We start from the raw sequence: 16232 nt of genomic DNA, 5'->3' as shown, positions 1-16232 counted from the left end.
ACGTCATCTGTTTCTTCTTCCCCTGTTCAAACCCCGACAGGTTCTTCCCAATCCCTTGGAATCTCGCCATCCAGCTCTTATTCACTTGCTGGGACCCAGTCTGCTGCTGATTCTCATACTGTGGTGTTCGACCCTGCCGATGGAAGCAAAGCGGAACGTGTAACTGTGCCAGATGGTGCTTTGGCGTCGCCGCCTGCCGATAATCCGAAGCGCGACGGCTACCGGTTCGACGGCTGGTCCGAGCATGACGCAATGATGGATTTCCGCACTCCGATCACCAGGGACACCGCCTTGAAGGCCAAGTGGGCACCGGCTGCTGATTGGGCGCTCAGCCCCGACCATGGTCCGGCTTCCGGCGGCACCAGCATCACCATCACACCCCCGAACGCGGACTCACCATCGTTCAGCGCATTGGAAGCCCATGACGACAAGCTGATCGGCGTGACCGGCGATGGCCGCCTGTTCACGTGGACATCAAAGGCTGAAATGCCTGTTCAGGTGCCGTCACCTCAGGGCGAACGCAGTGACGTGCGATTCATGACTGGAATAGTTGGCCATGACGGCTTTGCGGCCTTGAGCAGGGACCACCGCATCTACACCTGGAGCAAAGGCGGGGATACGCCTGCCCTGCTTGACGCAGATTCCACGACGTACACCAGCATTGCCATGGCTGCCGACCACCTCGTAGCAGTGAATCAGGATGGCCGTATACGCACATGGACCAGCAAGGGGGAGCTGACAGGAAAGGCCATAAGTCTGCCCAAGCAGGCCACAGCAATCACGGTGGCTGGCAATGCTGATCGCCTGCTCGCCATGGACAGCAAAGGCAAAATCTGGGCTTGGAAGCCGGATGCCGTTGATACCGCTCAGATCCAAGACGTCAAGATTGCTCACCGAATTGTTCAGATATCAGCCACGGATCATGGTTTTGTGCTTCTGGACTCAGCCGGCCAGACCAGTTATCTGGATAACAGACAAACCCAGCCAGAATTGCTGATTATGCCCGACCATTCTGCCGTCGCAGCAATAAGCAGTAACGCTACACAAGCATCGTTGGTTGATTCCAATGGTCTTGTCTGGGCCTGGAAGCCAGGCGAAGCCCCCAAGCGTGCGGACGACGGGAGCCAGCAGTACGTGCGGGCCGCCGCTGCCGGCGGCAGGATCGCCGCCATCAGCAGGCAAGGAAGCATGCTCACATGGAGCTTGGACGGGCAGGGCCAGCCCGGCAAACCCGTCAGGCTCGACACCACTGCTGCGCCCATCCTGGCATCAGCCAGCCTGGACGGCCAGCCGCTCAGCCTCACTGCGAAGAACAGCGCCTGGCGGGCTGAAGCTCCTGCCCGCAAGCCGGGACAGGCCGCTATCCTCATCAAGGGCAGGCAGGACGGGCAGCCTTTCGCCAGGAGCCTTGCGTACACGGTCGACCAGCCGCCGGCATGGGCTGCGGAGCCAGGATCCACGTTCACGGTCCGCTTCGACACGGGCGGCGGAAACCCGAAACCAGCAGACCAGACTGTCCCCGCCCCATACGGGAGGGCGAAACGCCCCTCCCCCGACCCGGCGCGGGAAGGCTACCTGTTCGACGGCTGGTTCACCGGTCAGGTCGCCTATGATTTCAGCAAGCCTGTCACCAAGGACCTGACCCTGACCGCCAAGTGGACGCCAGAAAGCCGGAACAGCGGGTGGAGCATCAGCCCTGATAAGGGCAGCCAGCTGGGCAGGGAACCCGCCACCATCACCCCGCCAGACAGCGCCAGCCGGGGCATCAGATTCAGCCAAGTCAGCGCATCAACAAACGGTAGTTTTTCCTTGGCTGTGGGCAGCGACGGGAACGCCTACGCCTGGGGAGCCAACGGCTATGGCCAGCTCGGCAACGGGATGAGCAGCTACAGCGGCCAGTCTACGCCGGTCATGGTGAGGAAGCCCGACCGGAAGACCTACCCGGACCTGCCAGCGGACTTCACCTACCTGCAGGCCAGCGCCGGATACGTTCATTCGCTGGCCTTGGGCAGCGACGGCAACGTTTACGCCTGGGGATACAACGATTATGGCCAGCTCGGCAACGGGACAACCGGCAGCTATCAGACTACGCCGGTCATGGTGAGGACGCCCGACCGGAAGACCTACCCGGACCTGCCAGCGGACTTTACCTACCTGCAGGTCAGCGCAGGATACCAGCATTCCCTGGCCGTGGGCAGCGACGGCAACGTTTACGCCTGGGGAAACAACAGCAGTGGCCAGCTCGGCAACGGGACGACCAGCTACAGCAGCCAGAATACGCCGGTCAGGGTGAAGACGCCCGACCGGAAGACGTACCCGGACCTGCCAGCGGATTTCACCTACCTGCAGGTCAGCAGCGGAGACTATCATTCACTGGCCCTGGGCAGCGACGGCAACGTTTACGCCTGGGGATCCAACGGCTATGGCCAGCTCGGCGACGGGACAACCAGCAGCCAGAATACGCCGGTCAGGGTGAAGACGCCCGACCGGAAGACCTACCCGGACCTGCCAGCAGACTTCACCTACCTGCAGGTCAGCGCCGGATACCAGCATTCCCTGGCCCTGGGCAGCGACGGCAACGCCTGGGCATGGGGAAATAACGGCGATGGCCGGCTCGGCGACGGGACAAGCAGCAGCCGGTACACGCCGGTCAGGGTGAAGACGCCCGACCGCAAGACCTACCCGGACCTGCCAGCGGACTTCACCTACCTGCAGGTCAGCGCCGGAAGCGATCATTCCCTCGCCGTGGGCAGCGACGGCAACGCCTGGGCATGGGGATGCAACGGGTCTGGTAACCTCGGCAACAACACCACCGGTTCTTCGTATGTTCCTGTGCGCGTGCGGGACCCCGCCAGCCCCAAGGACACGAGCAAAGGACTGCAAGCCGCACAGGTCAGCGCCGGATCCCATCTTTCGCTGGCTGTGGGCAGCGACGGCAACGCCTGGGCATGGGGAAACAACGGCTATGGCCGGCTCGGCGACGGCAGCACAGACAGCAAGTCGGTTCCTGTGCCGGTGTCGTTCAACCTGGCTCTGGTGATCACCGGCGTCAGGTTCGACCAGGCCCCCGCATCAGGCCTGACGCGCGGCGACGCCGGCAGCGTCAGCGTGACCACGCCCGCACACCAGCCGGGCACGGTCACCGTCAGCGTCGACTACACGCTGGGCGGCGCACCCCAAACGCCCGACACATCCTTGAGATACACGTACCTGCCAGCAGGCGTGCTCCCCAAGGCAGGCGGGGAAGGCATCCTGCTCGCCCTGGCCACCGGCATGACCGGCATGGGCGGGGTCCTCGCCTCACGCCGCCACCGGAAGGAAACACGCCAACTGGTTCACGCTTCGCACGAGTAAGAGCGGCCGGGCGGCGTATCAATCCCCCCGCCCCCGGCCCTACATAGGGGGAGCAGGGAGGAAACGTGTCAATCAAGGCTCAAACCCCAAGAGAGCCGACACTTCCCTCCCGCGCCCCCACCACACTCCTGCAGGCAGCAGCCGAGGGCAGGCATGCACGCCCCCGTCCCCGCCTGGGAGAGGAGGAAACACAGCCAGGCCAGCCAGAAGGCCTAACAGCCACCAGCCAGCCCGGCCGCTGTTTGCTCATTGAGGCACGTATCGTATTAGCCTGTTCAACTTCTTTGGCAAAGTCGCCTACAAATCCAGCCGATCCCAACACACGTGACCAGCCTCACATTGTTCATGCATATTGTCCTAGGCACGCCACAGGTACTTATCCTTAGCTGCTGAATCACTCGGTTCCCTAGGATTACCAGGTTTCCGCTCTCATCCTGTCCTGCAGGGTTCGTGGGAAGCGGCTCCCTTGTGGCATCGAGTCCGTTACGACTGGCCGGGTTTGCGAAAAGCAAGATTCAGCCGCTTTCGTGCGCTACCATGAAAACTCCTTCGGTACTTCGGCTCTCCTGCGGCCTCGATAGGCCGTATGCAACGGACAGAAGTGCGCAAAAGAAGGTCTAATATACGGGAGTAGAGGAGGCCGATTGGCTGGTATGGAGGTGATGGACCATATCACGCCATCCAATGCCTTTCGCTTCCCGCAGCACCAACCGGTGGCTACAAGCCGCCCTGTTAGGATGTTGAGGATCAGCCATGCATTTCACAGTAGACAACCTTGAAGAGGTATTTCCCCTGGCAGAATTCATAGCCGATTCCTTCGGTCCCATGGCCGAGATTGTGGTGCATGACATCACCCGCCCGGAGAATTCCATCGTCTTCATCCGCAACGGCCAGCTCTCCGGACGCTCCCTGGGCGACGGGATTACGGACCAGACGCTCCAGCTGGCCATACGGGCCGACCAGGACGGGGCCGACTTCGTCTCCGACTACCGTGGGCGCCGCCTGAACAAGCATGAGTTCCGCGTCTCCTCCTACCTGATCCGCAACCAGGAGCAGACCGTCATTGGCCTGCTCTGCATCAGCATCAACATCACCGAGCTACAGCAGGCGGCGCATGTGCTGCAGACCCTGTCCTCGATCGACTCCGACGATGTGCAGATCTCCACGGAGACCTCTCGCCGCCACGTGAGCGAGGAACCTGCCGAGAACATCCGCAGGATCACCAGGGATGAGGTCCGCCAGTTCAACATCCCCATGGACAAGCTGACCAAGCAGGACAGGCTGGACATCATCCGCAACATCAAGGACCGGGGCATCTTCCTCATCAAGGGCGCGGTGGGCATCGTCGCTCCCGAGCTCAAGATTTCGATTCCCACCCTTTACCGGTACCTGCAAGCCCTCAAATAGGGCCTAAAAAGTAAAACCTCCGGCGGCAGGAGAGGGGGGTATATTTCTGTGCCGCCGGAGGAGCTTTACAGCACGGCTGCCGCCATTGGCGACAACCGGAACGTGGTCGCACATACAGACCACGCAAGTATTTCATAGGTAAAACAGGGAGCCCACAGTTTCCTCAAGCTGTGATGCATTGCAGAATCAGCCAGGCTAGTTACGTGCCCTCATTGGCCTAGGCCTTTCTTCATGCTATCACCTCTTCAAGGATGCATCAGGTACTCCCGTTTCTGGCAGGTCCCCCGACCTGTTGCTAAGAGCAAATTATCACAAGGTCCCGGACATGCTCAACACTCCGTTCGCTATCGGCCATGACAACCGGCATTGCAGGCGCCAGACAGTGCGCAATTGAGCGGATACGACCACTGTAAGTGAGCCTGAACAGTAAACCTCAGCTGAATTGGTAACAATAATTTATTACCTGGATGTCCGCTAGGGGAATCAGGGATAATTCAGCAGGTTGGTTGGCTGCCAATCGCAGACTGAGAACTGTCCCTGAATGAAAGATAGGGGAGAAGGGAAAAATCCAGGTGGGCGATGCAGGAATCGAACCTGCGACCCCTTCGGTGTGAACGAAGTGCGCTAGCCGCTGCGCCAATCGCCCGGATTGGGAAAGACCACCGAAGTGATCCTCGTGGGCGATACTGGATTCGAACCAGTGACCCCTTCCGTGTCAGGGAAGTGCGCTACCTCTGCGCCAACCGCCCGGGTCATTCTCGTTTCGAGAGAGGTGGGTACGAGAGTCGAACTCGTCTATACGGCTTTGCAGGCCGCTGCCTAACCGCTTGGCTAACCCACCGTATTGGTTAAACTGCTCGAAACCTCGAGCGGGCAACGGGACTCGGACCCGCGGTCTCGACCTTGGCAAGGTCGCGCTTTACCAACTAAGCTATGCCCGCACATTCAACCTTCACCGTGGTGGTGACTGCCGAAGCACGTTGCACTACTGTAGCGTAGACCTCCGCACTTGGCAAAAAGCGCGTGTCGCCGCGTCATAGAGCCACCCTCCGCTGATGGCAAAGCCGCGCAATACAAGGCTTCCTACCGGTAGGGTGAGAGGTATGAGTGAAGAAGCCAGGCAGCACTGCACCATGGTGGCCGCCTTCGATGGCTGGAACGATGCGTGCTCAGCCTCGACCAACGTCATCCGCCACCTGTTGAACGTCTACGAGTCCCACGAGATCGGCAGCATTCCGGGCGACGGGTTCTACGACTACCAGATGTCACGGCCCATGCTCTGCCATGTGCAGGGTCGGCGGCGGATCATCTGGCCCTCTGCCAAGATCTACCGGGTGCAGATTGATGACACCCACACCCTCCTGCTGGAGATGGGCCCGGAGCCCAACTACCACTGGAGCGACTTCTGCCGGCGCAGCATCCACTGGGCCGAAGACGACGAGGCCGAGGCCATCATCACCCTGGGCGCCATGTTCGCCGACTGCCCCCACACCAGGCCCCTGCCCATCGACGACCTGGCCGGCGACCAGCCCAAGACCGACACCGACGGCCACTCCGGCCCCATAGGCATCCCCACCGTGCTGGATGCCCTGGCCACCCAGGACGGCTATAGCACCGAGTCCATCTGGGTCTCCGTGCCCCAGTATCTGGGCAGCGACGAGTGCGCCCAGGGCACCCTGCAGCTGCTGCAAAGGCTCTCGGCCATGCTTGGCGTCCACCTGGACGAGGGAGAGCTGCCCCGCAAGGCCGCCGAGTGGAAGGCCCAGGCCGGCATGCTGCTGCGCTGCAACGACGACCTGGCCAACTACGTCCACCGTCTGGAGATGGATGTCGACCAGGCCCAGGTGGACGAGCCGGCCGCCGAAGAGCTGGTCCGGGAAGCCGAGGATTACCTGCGCTCCATGGGCAACAAAGGCCCCTCCTTGTCTGAGTGACGACCTAGGCTGTGGCTCGATAACCATGTCCAGCCTGCACCCTGTAACGCGGGCTCCGATAGCAAGGACGGCATTCATGACACAGTCGAGCATCTCCATCATCGTCAAGGGCGAACGGAAGGAGGTGGCGGCGGATCAGACTGGCGTCCAGCTTTTTGCTGACGACAAGGACATCATCGCCGTCGACCTCAACGGGCAGCCACGCGACCTCTACACACCCCTGCACGAGGGCGACAAGGTCGAGCCCATCACCCTGGAGAGCGACCAGGGGCTGGCCATCATGCGACACTCGGCCACCCACGTCATGGCCCAGGCCGTCCAGGAGATCCGTCCGGACGCCAAGCTGGGCATCGGCCCGGTCATCAAGGACGGCTTCTACTACGACTTCGACGTGGACAAGCCCTTCACCCCCGACGACCTCAAGCAGATCGAGCAGCGGATGAAGCGGATCATCAAGTCCTCCCAGAGCTTCCGCCGGCGCGTGGTCACCGAGGAGGAGGCCCGCAAGGAGGAGGCCGACCAGCCCTACAAGCTGGAGCTGATCGGGGCCAAGGAGGCCGAGATCAACAGCGAGGAGGCCACTGAGGTGGCCACCGGCGGCGAGCTGACCATGTACGACAATCTGGACCGCGAGGGCAACACGGTCTGGAAGGACCTCTGCCGGGGCCCCCACCTGCCCAACACCCGCTACATCCGCTCCTTCAAGCTCATGCGCACGGCCGCCGCCTACTGGCGCGGGGACGAGAAGAACCCCATGCTCCAGCGCATCTACGGCACCGCCTGGGCCAACAAGGATGACATGAAGGCCTACACCGCCCGTCTGGAGGAGGCCGCCCGCCGCGACCACCGCAAGCTGGGCGCCGAGATGGATCTCTTCTCCTTCCCGGACGAGATCGGGCCCGGCCTGCCCGTCTTCCACCCCAAGGGCGCGGCCATCATCAACGCCATGGAGGACTACTCCCGGCAGATGCACCGGCGCAACGGCTACTCCTTCGTGCAGACCCCGCACATCACCAAGGGCCACCTTTACGAGATCTCGGGCCACCTGCAGTGGTACAAGGACGGCATGTACCCGCCCATGCACCTGGACGAGGAGAAGGACGCCAACGGCAAGGTCACCCGCCAAGGCTTCGACTACTACCTGAAGCCCATGAACTGCCCCATGCACAACCTGATCTTCAAGTCCCGCCAGCGCTCCTACAAGGAGCTGCCCCTGCGGCTGTTCGAGTTCGGCACCGTCTACCGCTACGAGAAGTCCGGCGAGGTCCACGGCCTGACCCGTGTGCGCGGCCTGACCCAGGACGACTCCCACATCTACTGCACCCGGGACCAGATGAAAGGTGAGCTGACCAACCTGCTCCAGTTCGTGCTCAAGGTGTTGAAGGACTTCGGCCTCAACGACTTCTACCTGGAGCTGTCCACCAAGGATCCCAACAAGTTCGTCGGCTCCGACGAGGTCTGGGAGGAGGCCACCAACACCCTGGCCGAGGTGGCCAAGGACTCCGGGCTGGAGCTGGTCGACGACCCCGAGGGCGCCGCCTTCTACGGGCCCAAGATCTCCGTGCAGGCCCGGGACGCCATCGGGCGCACCTGGCAGGTCTCCACCATTCAGCTGGACTTCAACCTGCCCGAGCGCTTCCAGCTTGAGTACATCGCCGCCGACGGCTCCCACCAGCGGCCGGTCATGATCCACCGGGCCCTCTTCGGCTCCATCGAGCGCTTCTTCGCCATCCTGCTGGAGCACTACGCCGGCGCCTTCCCGGCCTGGCTGGCCCCCGTCCAGGTGCAGGCCGTGCCCGTGGCCGACGAGTTCGCCCCCCACCTGGAGCACCTGCTGAACCAGCTGCGCGACGACATGGTCCGCTGCGAGATCGACCGCTCCGACGACCGCTTCGGCAAGAAGATCCGCAACGCGGCCAAGTCCAAGGCCCCCTTCATCCTGATCGCCGGCGAGGAGGATGCCTCCAAGAACGCGGTCTCCTTCCGCTTCCGCGACGGCAGCCAGCTCAACGGGGTGCCCGTGGAGCAGGCCCGCGCCTGGATCAACGAGGCCATCAAGGTCCGCGCCCAGATCAACTCGGCAGACGACTTCCGAGCGAACACCTCCTGCAGTCAGGACTGACCGATGTTCGAGCATCTACGGCGCCCCTGGAAGCGCATCATCGCCCCCATCGCCCGCGGCCTGGTTCGTCTGGGCGTGAGCGCCAACGGTGTCACCATCAGCGGAGCCGTAGGCACCACCCTGGTAGCCATCGCGACCGGGTTCACCGGATGGCTCCTGCCCGGGGCCATCGTCCTGGCCATCCTGGTGGCCTTCGACTCCCTGGATGGGTCTGTGGCCGCGCTGACCGGCGGTGGCACCCAGTTCGGGGGCTTCCTGGACTCCACCCTTGACCGGATAGCCGACTGGGCCGTCCTGACCGGGGTCATCATCTTCTTGCGGCGCCACGAGCTGGCCTGGGTGGCCGATGGCAGCCACCAGGGTCCCGACATCTGGGCACAGGTGGGCATGGCTGCAGCCCTCTTCGCCATCATGACCTCCTTCGTCACCTCCTACGCCCGGGCCCGGGCCGAGGCCGAGGGCTTCGAGGCCAAGAACGGCATCGCCACCAGGTCGGACCGACTGGTCATCATCCTGGTGGGCATGGCCCTGACCGGTGCCGGGCTGCCCTTGGCCGTGCTCAGCTGCTTCCTGGTCCTGCTGGCTCTGCTGGGCATCGTCACCGTCTGGCAGCGGATCAGCCACGTCGCCAAGGACATGGGCCGCAACCCGCAGCCTGCCAATCCCAACCACGAGTGAGCCTATGCCGGACCGACTGCTCATCTTTCTGGCGCAGCACGCGCGTCTGGTGCCCGAGGGGCTACTGCGCGGCCTCTTCCTGGCAGCGGCCGACCTCTGCTGGCTGTTCCGGATAGGCGGCGTCAGACAGCTGGAGCGCAACCTGGCCCATGTCATGCCGGAGGCCGACCGTCGCAGCCTGCGGCGCACCTCACGCCAGGGCATGCGCTCCTACTTCGTCTACTTCGTCGAGGCTCTGACCGTGGGAGCACGGACCAAGGAGCAGCTGCTGGCACGCATACACGGCGGCGGCAGCGCCTACCCGGATCCGGCCAAGAGCAACATCGGCCTGCGATCCCTGCCCATCGGCATGGGCCATCAGGGCAACTGGGACTACGCGGGCTTCTGGGCCTGCTCCACGGTAGGCCAGGTCACCACGGTCGCCGAGCGGCTGAGGGACCAGGGGATGCTGAACACCTTTGCAGACATCCGTCGCCGCCTGGGCATGAACATCCTGCTGACCGGCGAGCCGGACATCACCGGCCGTCTGACGACCCTGCTGCGGAAGCCTGACCAGGTGGTGCCCCTGCTGGCCGACCGTGATCTGAGCCGCCGAGGCGTCTTCGTCAAGGCCTTCGACTCCTGGATTCGCGTGGCTGCCGGACCTGCCGTCATCGCCTTGGACGCCCGTCTGCCCCTGTATACCGTGAACATGCACAGGGAAAGGCTGACGGGGGAGCGCCGTCGGCAGGCCAAGGCCCCCTACGGCTATGTCTGCCAGGTGGACGGGCCCATCCCCATCGAGCCCTACCTGGACATGCCCCGGGAGCAGGCCATCAAGGACCTGACCCAGGCCTGGGTGGACCAGTGGGCCCAGGGCATTCGCGAGCATCCCAAGGACTGGCACATGCTCCAGCCGATTTTCCTTGAGGATCTGGATCTTTCCCGGATGCACGACCTGCCGGACTTCATCCTGGCCCAGGCATCCAAGAACATGGGAGGTGACGGGCATGAAGGCACCCGAACAAAGGCCTGAGCGGGCCGCCATCAAGGCGCCTCTGCGGGTGGGGATCATCTCGCCCTACTCCTTCGAGACCCCGGGCGGCGTCCAACTGCACATCCGCGACTTCGCCAGGCATCTTATGGAGCGCGGCCACCAGGTGCAGGTTCTGGCCCCGGGCCGGCGCACCCAGGACATGCCCCTCTGGGTGCATACCACCGGCTCCTCCTTCTCCATTCCCTACAACGGATCCGTGGCCAACCTGAGCTACTTCGGCGTGGCCGGCCACAAGACCCGGCAGTGGGTCAGACAGGGCCACTTCGATATCCTGCACCTGCACGAGCCCGAGGTGCCCTCCCTGAGCCACAAGCCCTTGCGGCCCGGATTCATTCCCTGCCCCTATGTGGCCACCTTCCATGCGGCCTTCGATTCGACCCCGCTGGCCCTGAGGCTGACCAGGCGCTACCTGCGCCGATACCTGGCCAACATCAGCCAGGCCATCTTCGTCAGCCCATCGGCCATGCAGAACGCCCGGAACCTGCTGGAGCCGGGCATACCCAGCCAGATCATCCCCAACGGCATCGAGACCAGAGCCCTGCGCAATGCCCGGCCGCGCCCGGAATGGCAGGGGAGCGAGCGGGAGCCCACCATTGGATTCCTGGGACGGATGAAGGAGGAGCGCAAGGGGTTCAGGATTCTGGCCCAGGCCGCACCTGCCATTCTCCGGCGCGTGCCCGGAGCCCGCTTCCTCTGTGCCGGTGACGGCCAAACGGAGGCGCGGGAGATACTCGAAGCCGTCGATCCCGGACTGGCCCGGCACTTCACCTTCCTGGGTCGGATCAGCGACGAGGACAAGGCCTCCTTCTACCACAGCCTGGGCCTGTATGTGGCCCCGCAGACCGGGGGAGAGAGCTTTGGCATTGTGCTGGTCGAAGCCATGGCGGCAGGCTGCCCGGTGGTGGCCTCGAACCTGCCAGCTTTCGAGGACGTCTCCCAGAACGGCCACAGCGCACGTCTGTTCGCCAACGAAGACCCCCAGGACTGCGCCCGGGTGGTCCTTGAACTGCTGGACGACCGACCCACGCGCCTGGATCTGGCCTCGTGCGGAATGCGCCGGGCCAGCGACTACGACTGGGAGCGGGTCACCGACCAGGTTCTGGATGTCTATGCCCGTGCCCTGGCGGCCCGGCCCGATCATCGCCGTGGCCTGCTGGGCAGACTGGTGGGCCGGAAGGCTGGTTCTCCTTACGATGAAGCCCCCACGAAAGGGCCTGAAAACCCGTAAAATTGTCGAAGAGCGGAACTAGAATTCCATTCGTTTACGCATTCGTACCGTCAGGAGACATATGTCAGGGCATTCGAAGTGGGCGACCACCAAGCACAAGAAAGCAGCCATCGACGCCAAGCGTGGCAAGCTCTTCGCCAAGCTGATCAAGAACATCGAGATCGCCGCCCGCACCGGCGGCGGTGACCCCGACGGCAACCCCACCCTCTACGACGCCATCGTCAAGGCCAAGAAGTCCTCCGTGCCCGCAGACAACATCACCAGGGCCGTCAAGCGCGGCTCGGGCGAGGAGGCCGGAGCGGCCAACTACGAGACCATCGTCTACGAGGGCTACGCTCCCGCTGGCGTGGGCATCATCATCGAGTGCCTGACCGACAACCGCAACCGTGCAGCCGCCGAAGTCCGTTCCACCCTGACCAAGGGCGGCGGCTCCCTGGCCCAGAACGGGTCGGTCAGCTTCAACTTCGAGCGCAAGGGCCAGATCATCGTTCCCTCGGAGGGCCTGGACTACGATACGGTCTTCGAAAAGGCCGCCGAGGCCGGTGCAGAGGACGTGCAGGACAACGGCGAGAGCTACACCGTGCTGACTGCCCCCGGCGACATGGTCACCGTCCGCAAGGCCCTGCAGGACGCGGGCATGGACTACGACTCCGCCGACCTGGTCCTCAACCCCAAGAGCGAGGTCACCCTGGACCTGGACTCCGCCCGCAAGGTCTCCAAGCTGATCGACAACCTGGACGACCTGGACGACGTGCAGGAGATCTACAGCAACTGGACTGCGCCCGACGAGGTCATGGCCCAGTTGGACGACGAGTGACCCTATGATCGTTCTCGGCGTCGACCCGGGGCTCACCCGATGCGGCGTTGGCGTCATTGAAGCCGGTGCATCGCGCCGGCTTTCCTTTGTTCATGTGGACGTCGTGCGCTCAGACCCTGAACAGAGCCAGGACCTGCGGCTGCTGGCCATCTACCAGGGGCTGACGGCCGCCCTGGACCGTTTCAGCCCTGACGTGGTGTCCATCGAGCGGGTCTTTGCCCAGTCCAACCACAACACCGTGCTGGGAACCGCCCAGGCGGCCGGGCTGGCCATGCTGGGGGCGGCACAGCGAGGCATTCCTGTGGCCTTGCACACCCCAACCGAGGCCAAGATGGCCGTGACCGGCAACGGCCAGGCCGACAAGATTCAGGTGCAGCGGATGGTGGCCCGCATTCTTGGACTCAACCAGCTGCCCAAACCCGCCGATGCCGCCGACGCTCTGGCCCAAGCCATCTGCCACGCCCTAAGGCCCGCCGGAGCCATTCAGGGCGGGGAACGCGAGGAGCATCTGACCCAGGCCCAACGTCAGTGGGCCCAGGCCTCTGCCAAGTACGGCAGGCACCGGGGAGTCCAGCGAGACATGTAAGCTGATTCGAACAGACGTTCGAATTCCATCGAGGGGTGATCAAGTGCTGGCAATGCTGACCGGGCGGGTGGCCGCCATCGAAACAGGCTCTGCCGTCATCGATGTTTCGGGGGTGGGTTTCGAGGTTCGCATGCCCCAGTCGGACCTGGCCTCCATGCGGGCCGAGTCCACGGTCACCGTCTACACCGCCCTTTCCCTGACACAGGATGCGCTGACCCTCTACGGATTCCTCAGCCGCACGTCGAAATCCCTCTTCGCCCAGCTGCAGAAGGTCAGCGGCATCGGACCGCGCGTGGCCCTGTCCATACTCGCCACCCTGAACTCGGACCAGCTGGCCCAGGCCGTGGCCGACGGCGACGCTGCGGCCCTGTCCCGGGCGCCTGGCCTGGGCAAGAAGGGCGCTCAGAAGATCATCCTCGAACTCTCCGGCAAGCTGGATCTGGATGCCGGCACAGGCAGGCAGGGACCCGCCCGGACCGACGACGGCGCCCACCAGGTGGTGGAGGGACTGATCTCCCTGGGCTGGCTGCAGCGTGATGCCGAACAGGCCGTGGAGCAGACCTGCAGCGAGGGCGGCTACACCCTGCCCCTGCAGCCGGCCGACATTCCCAAGGTGCTCAAGCAGGCCCTGACCCGGCTGGACAGGGGGCGCTGACCCATGGCTGACAAGCAGATGTCTACGGGGTACATCGACTCCCAGAACGGTGACGCCCAGGAGGAATCCCTGCGGATGGTCTCGGCCCGGCCCATCGAAGGCGAGCCGGTCAGCGACGAGGAGCTGCGTCCTGAAACCCTGAACGGATTCATCGGACAGCCCCGGCTCAAGGCCCAGCTGGGCCTCTTCCTGAAGGCCGCCAAAAAGCGTGACGTGGCCCCCGATCACATCCTTCTGGCGGGCCCTCCAGGCCTGGGCAAGACCACCCTGGCCATGATCGTCGCCCACGAACTGGAGGTGCCCATCCGCGTCACCTCGGGGCCGGCCGTCCAGCATGCCGGCGACCTGGCCTCCATCCTGAGCTCACTGGAGGCCGGCGAGGTGCTCTTCATCGACGAGATCCACCGCCTGCCCAGGGCCGCCGAGGAGCTCCTCTACATCGCCATGGAGGATTTCCGCGTGGATGTCATGGTGGGCAAGGGCCCCGGCGCATCCTCCATTCCGCTGACCCTGCCCAGGTTCACGGTCATCGGCGCCACCACCCGTGAGGGCATGCTGCCCTCGCCCCTGCGGGCCCGCTTCGGCTTCACCGCCCACCTGGACTTCTACCCGGAGGAGGAGCTGGAGAAGCTGGTCGAGCGGTCGGCCAGGGTCCTGGGCATCGTTCTGCAGGACGATGCCGCCCATCAGCTGGCCTTGCGCTCCCGCGGCACGCCCAGGATCGCCAACCGCCTCCTGCGCAGGGTGCGCGACTGGGCCATAGTCCACGATCTTGACCAGGTCGGCCCTGATGACGTCAAGCAGGCCCTGGCCCTCTACCAGATCGACTCCGAGGGGCTGGATCGCCTGGATCTGGCCGTCCTCAAGGCCATCGTCAACAGTTTCGACGGCGGACCCGTGGGCCTGAACAATCTGGCCGCCATGGTGGGCGAGGAGGCCGAGACAGTCGAGACGGTCTGTGAGCCCTACCTGGTGCGCGAGGGCTTCCTGGTACGCACCCCGAAGGGACGTGTAGCCACCACCAAGGCCTGGGAGCACCTGGGCCGCAAACCGCCCGAGGATGTCATGAAGCTGTTCTAGACTGGGGTCTTCGCAGCAATGCATATCGCCGTTTGATACCCGCCAAAACAAGGAGTGGAAACAGCCATGGGATCCATGATTTTCATGATCGTCATCATCGCCCTGATGATCGCCATGATGTGGGGAAGCTCCCGCAAGAGCAAACAGCAGCAGGCCGCCGTCCAGGACTTCCGCCAGTCCCTGCAGCCCGGTGACGAGGTAGCCACCACCACGGGCCTTCTGGGCAAGGTGGTCTCCGTGGATCTGGAGAAGGAACAGGTGGTCATCGACTCCGAAGGTTCGCAGTCCCGCTGGCGCATCCAGGCCATCACCAAGCCGCCCATCGTCCCCGCCTATATCCACGATGACGAGGTTGACGAAAACGGCAACCCCCTGCCAGAAAATGAGGATGCCCCCGCCGAAGTCACCGACTCTGAAGACACCGCTGCCGATGATGCTGCCACAGAGGACTCTGCCGCCTCCGAGGGCAAGGATGAGGCCGAATCCAGGTCGGATTCCGAGCCGGAGCCAGAAGACGAATCAGACAAGGCCGAGACTCAGGATGAGGAAAAGTCCGATGAGGCTGACGAATCGGAGGCGTCCGAGGATTCCAAGGCTTCGGATTCGACTTCCGCCAAGTCCTGAACATCATACGCGCGCCACACCTTCCGTCAGGCTGACTCCGAACGGAAACGCGGCGCGCGTATGATGGCCCCGGCAACCACTTCCAAGGAGCAAAACAGAAAGAAGATCATGGCTCAATCGGACGATATCAAGGTTGGAGAACTTAAGCAGGTGGGCGATGATGACGCCGCTTATCTGATCTCATTGATCCGTACCATTCCGGACTTTCCCAAGAAGGGGATCCTTTTCAGGGACTTCATCCCGGCCATGTCGGATCCCAGAGGATTGGCCATCATCCTCGACGCCATGAAGCGCACCCTGCCCGTCAAGCCGGAGGACTTCGACCTGGTAGCCGGGCTTGAGGCACGCGGCTTTCTGATCGGCCCCCAGCTGGCCACCGATCTGGGCAAGGGCTTCCTGCCCATGCGCAAGGCCGGCAAGCTTCCCGAGCCCACCTACAGCCAGGAGTATGCCCTCGAATACGGCAACGCCCGCATCGAAATCGAGCAGGGCTCCCTGCGCCCTGGCCAGCGGGTCCTGATTGTCGACGACCTGATCGCCACCGGCGGTTCCGCACAGGCAGCTGCGCGTCTGGTGGAGCAGGCTGGAGGCCAGGTGGCCGGTTTCAGCTTCGTCATGGAGCTCAACGGTCTGGACGGCCGCAAGGCCCTGGGCGCCTACCCGGTGACCTGCCTGATGAACATGCCTGCCTGAGCACGATTGGGGGACCTT

At 63.7% G+C, this 16232-nt stretch carries 13 protein-coding genes and 4 tRNA genes; 13 read left to right on the top strand and 4 right to left on the bottom strand.

Going from position 1 to position 16232, the window contains the following annotated elements; all coding sequences use genetic code 11:
• On the top strand, positions 1 to 3354 hold a 3354-nt coding region (locus tag FPK30_RS07620; RefSeq protein ID WP_476695620.1), incomplete at its 5' end, for an RCC1 domain-containing protein.
• Between the two features lie 753 nt (positions 3355 to 4107).
• Complete coding sequence (locus FPK30_RS07615; protein ID WP_144085978.1) at positions 4108 to 4761, top strand: helix-turn-helix transcriptional regulator; 654 nt, start codon at positions 4108 to 4110, stop codon at positions 4759 to 4761.
• A gap of 573 nt (positions 4762 to 5334) precedes the next feature.
• On the opposite strand, the gene FPK30_RS07610 is transcribed toward FPK30_RS07615, so the two are convergent.
• The 4 genes from FPK30_RS07610 to FPK30_RS07595 all read right to left on the bottom strand — a co-directional run bounded on the left by FPK30_RS07610 (position 5335) and on the right by FPK30_RS07595 (position 5702).
• A tRNA-Val gene (locus tag FPK30_RS07610) sits at positions 5335 to 5407 on the bottom strand.
• Between the two features lie 31 nt (positions 5408 to 5438).
• Positions 5439 to 5510, bottom strand: a tRNA-Val gene (locus FPK30_RS07605).
• A gap of 21 nt (positions 5511 to 5531) precedes the next feature.
• Positions 5532 to 5602: transfer RNA gene (locus FPK30_RS07600), tRNA-Cys, on the bottom strand.
• A 27-nt stretch (positions 5603 to 5629) separates the two neighbouring features.
• Positions 5630 to 5702 (bottom strand) — tRNA-Gly (locus FPK30_RS07595).
• Between the two features lie 162 nt (positions 5703 to 5864).
• Between FPK30_RS07595 and FPK30_RS07590 the strand changes: the two genes are divergently transcribed.
• The 11 genes from FPK30_RS07590 (at position 5865) to FPK30_RS07540 (ending at position 16214) form a co-directional block, all read left to right on the top strand.
• Positions 5865 to 6695 (top strand): PAC2 family protein, encoded by an 831-nt coding sequence (locus tag FPK30_RS07590; protein WP_015021823.1) that lies wholly within the window; start codon positions 5865 to 5867, stop codon positions 6693 to 6695.
• A 76-nt stretch (positions 6696 to 6771) separates the two neighbouring features.
• Entirely contained in the window at positions 6772 to 8817 is a 2046-nt protein-coding gene (gene thrS, locus FPK30_RS07585) for a threonine--tRNA ligase (protein ID WP_144085977.1), read from the top strand.
• A gap of 3 nt (positions 8818 to 8820) precedes the next feature.
• Positions 8821 to 9495 (top strand): phosphatidylinositol phosphate synthase, encoded by a 675-nt coding sequence (gene pgsA, locus FPK30_RS07580; protein WP_144085976.1) that lies wholly within the window; start codon positions 8821 to 8823, stop codon positions 9493 to 9495.
• 4 nt (positions 9496 to 9499) lie between these two features.
• Positions 9500 to 10510 carry a phosphatidylinositol mannoside acyltransferase gene (locus FPK30_RS07575; RefSeq protein ID WP_144085975.1) on the top strand — a complete coding sequence of 337 codons (1011 nt, stop codon included), beginning with the start codon at positions 9500 to 9502 and terminating at the stop codon, positions 10508 to 10510.
• The gene (locus FPK30_RS07570) at positions 10485 to 11759 is read left to right on the top strand and encodes a glycosyltransferase family 4 protein (RefSeq protein WP_144085974.1); all 1275 of its coding nucleotides are present in this window, start codon (positions 10485 to 10487) and stop codon (positions 11757 to 11759) included. Before FPK30_RS07575 ends, FPK30_RS07570 begins: the two co-directional genes overlap by 26 nt.
• Before the next feature lie 61 nt (positions 11760 to 11820).
• Positions 11821 to 12576, top strand: a complete 756-nt coding sequence (locus FPK30_RS07565; RefSeq protein WP_144085973.1) for a YebC/PmpR family DNA-binding transcriptional regulator — start codon at positions 11821 to 11823, stop codon at positions 12574 to 12576.
• A 4-nt stretch (positions 12577 to 12580) separates the two neighbouring features.
• Entirely contained in the window at positions 12581 to 13162 is a 582-nt protein-coding gene (gene ruvC, locus FPK30_RS07560; RefSeq protein WP_015021817.1) for a crossover junction endodeoxyribonuclease RuvC, read from the top strand.
• Positions 13163 to 13205: 43 nt separating this feature from the next.
• Positions 13206 to 13817, top strand: coding sequence for a Holliday junction branch migration protein RuvA (ruvA, locus tag FPK30_RS07555; RefSeq protein ID WP_144085972.1), 612 nt, complete (start codon positions 13206 to 13208; stop codon positions 13815 to 13817).
• Positions 13818 to 13820: 3 nt separating this feature from the next.
• Complete coding sequence (gene ruvB / locus FPK30_RS07550; RefSeq protein ID WP_232345811.1) at positions 13821 to 14897, top strand: Holliday junction branch migration DNA helicase RuvB; 1077 nt, start codon at positions 13821 to 13823, stop codon at positions 14895 to 14897.
• Positions 14898 to 14963: 66 nt separating this feature from the next.
• Positions 14964 to 15521, top strand: coding sequence for a preprotein translocase subunit YajC (locus FPK30_RS07545; protein WP_186279449.1), 558 nt, complete (start codon positions 14964 to 14966; stop codon positions 15519 to 15521).
• Positions 15522 to 15629: 108 nt separating this feature from the next.
• A complete protein-coding gene (locus FPK30_RS07540; protein ID WP_110412910.1) occupies positions 15630 to 16214 on the top strand; it encodes an adenine phosphoribosyltransferase in 585 nt (194 codons plus the stop codon).
• Positions 16215 to 16232: the final 18 nt, after the last annotated feature.

This window comes from Bifidobacterium apousia (assembly GCF_007559275.1).
Lineage (GTDB): Bacteria > Actinomycetota > Actinomycetes > Actinomycetales > Bifidobacteriaceae > Bombiscardovia > Bombiscardovia apousia.
This window is presented reverse-complemented; position numbering and strand designations above follow the sequence as displayed.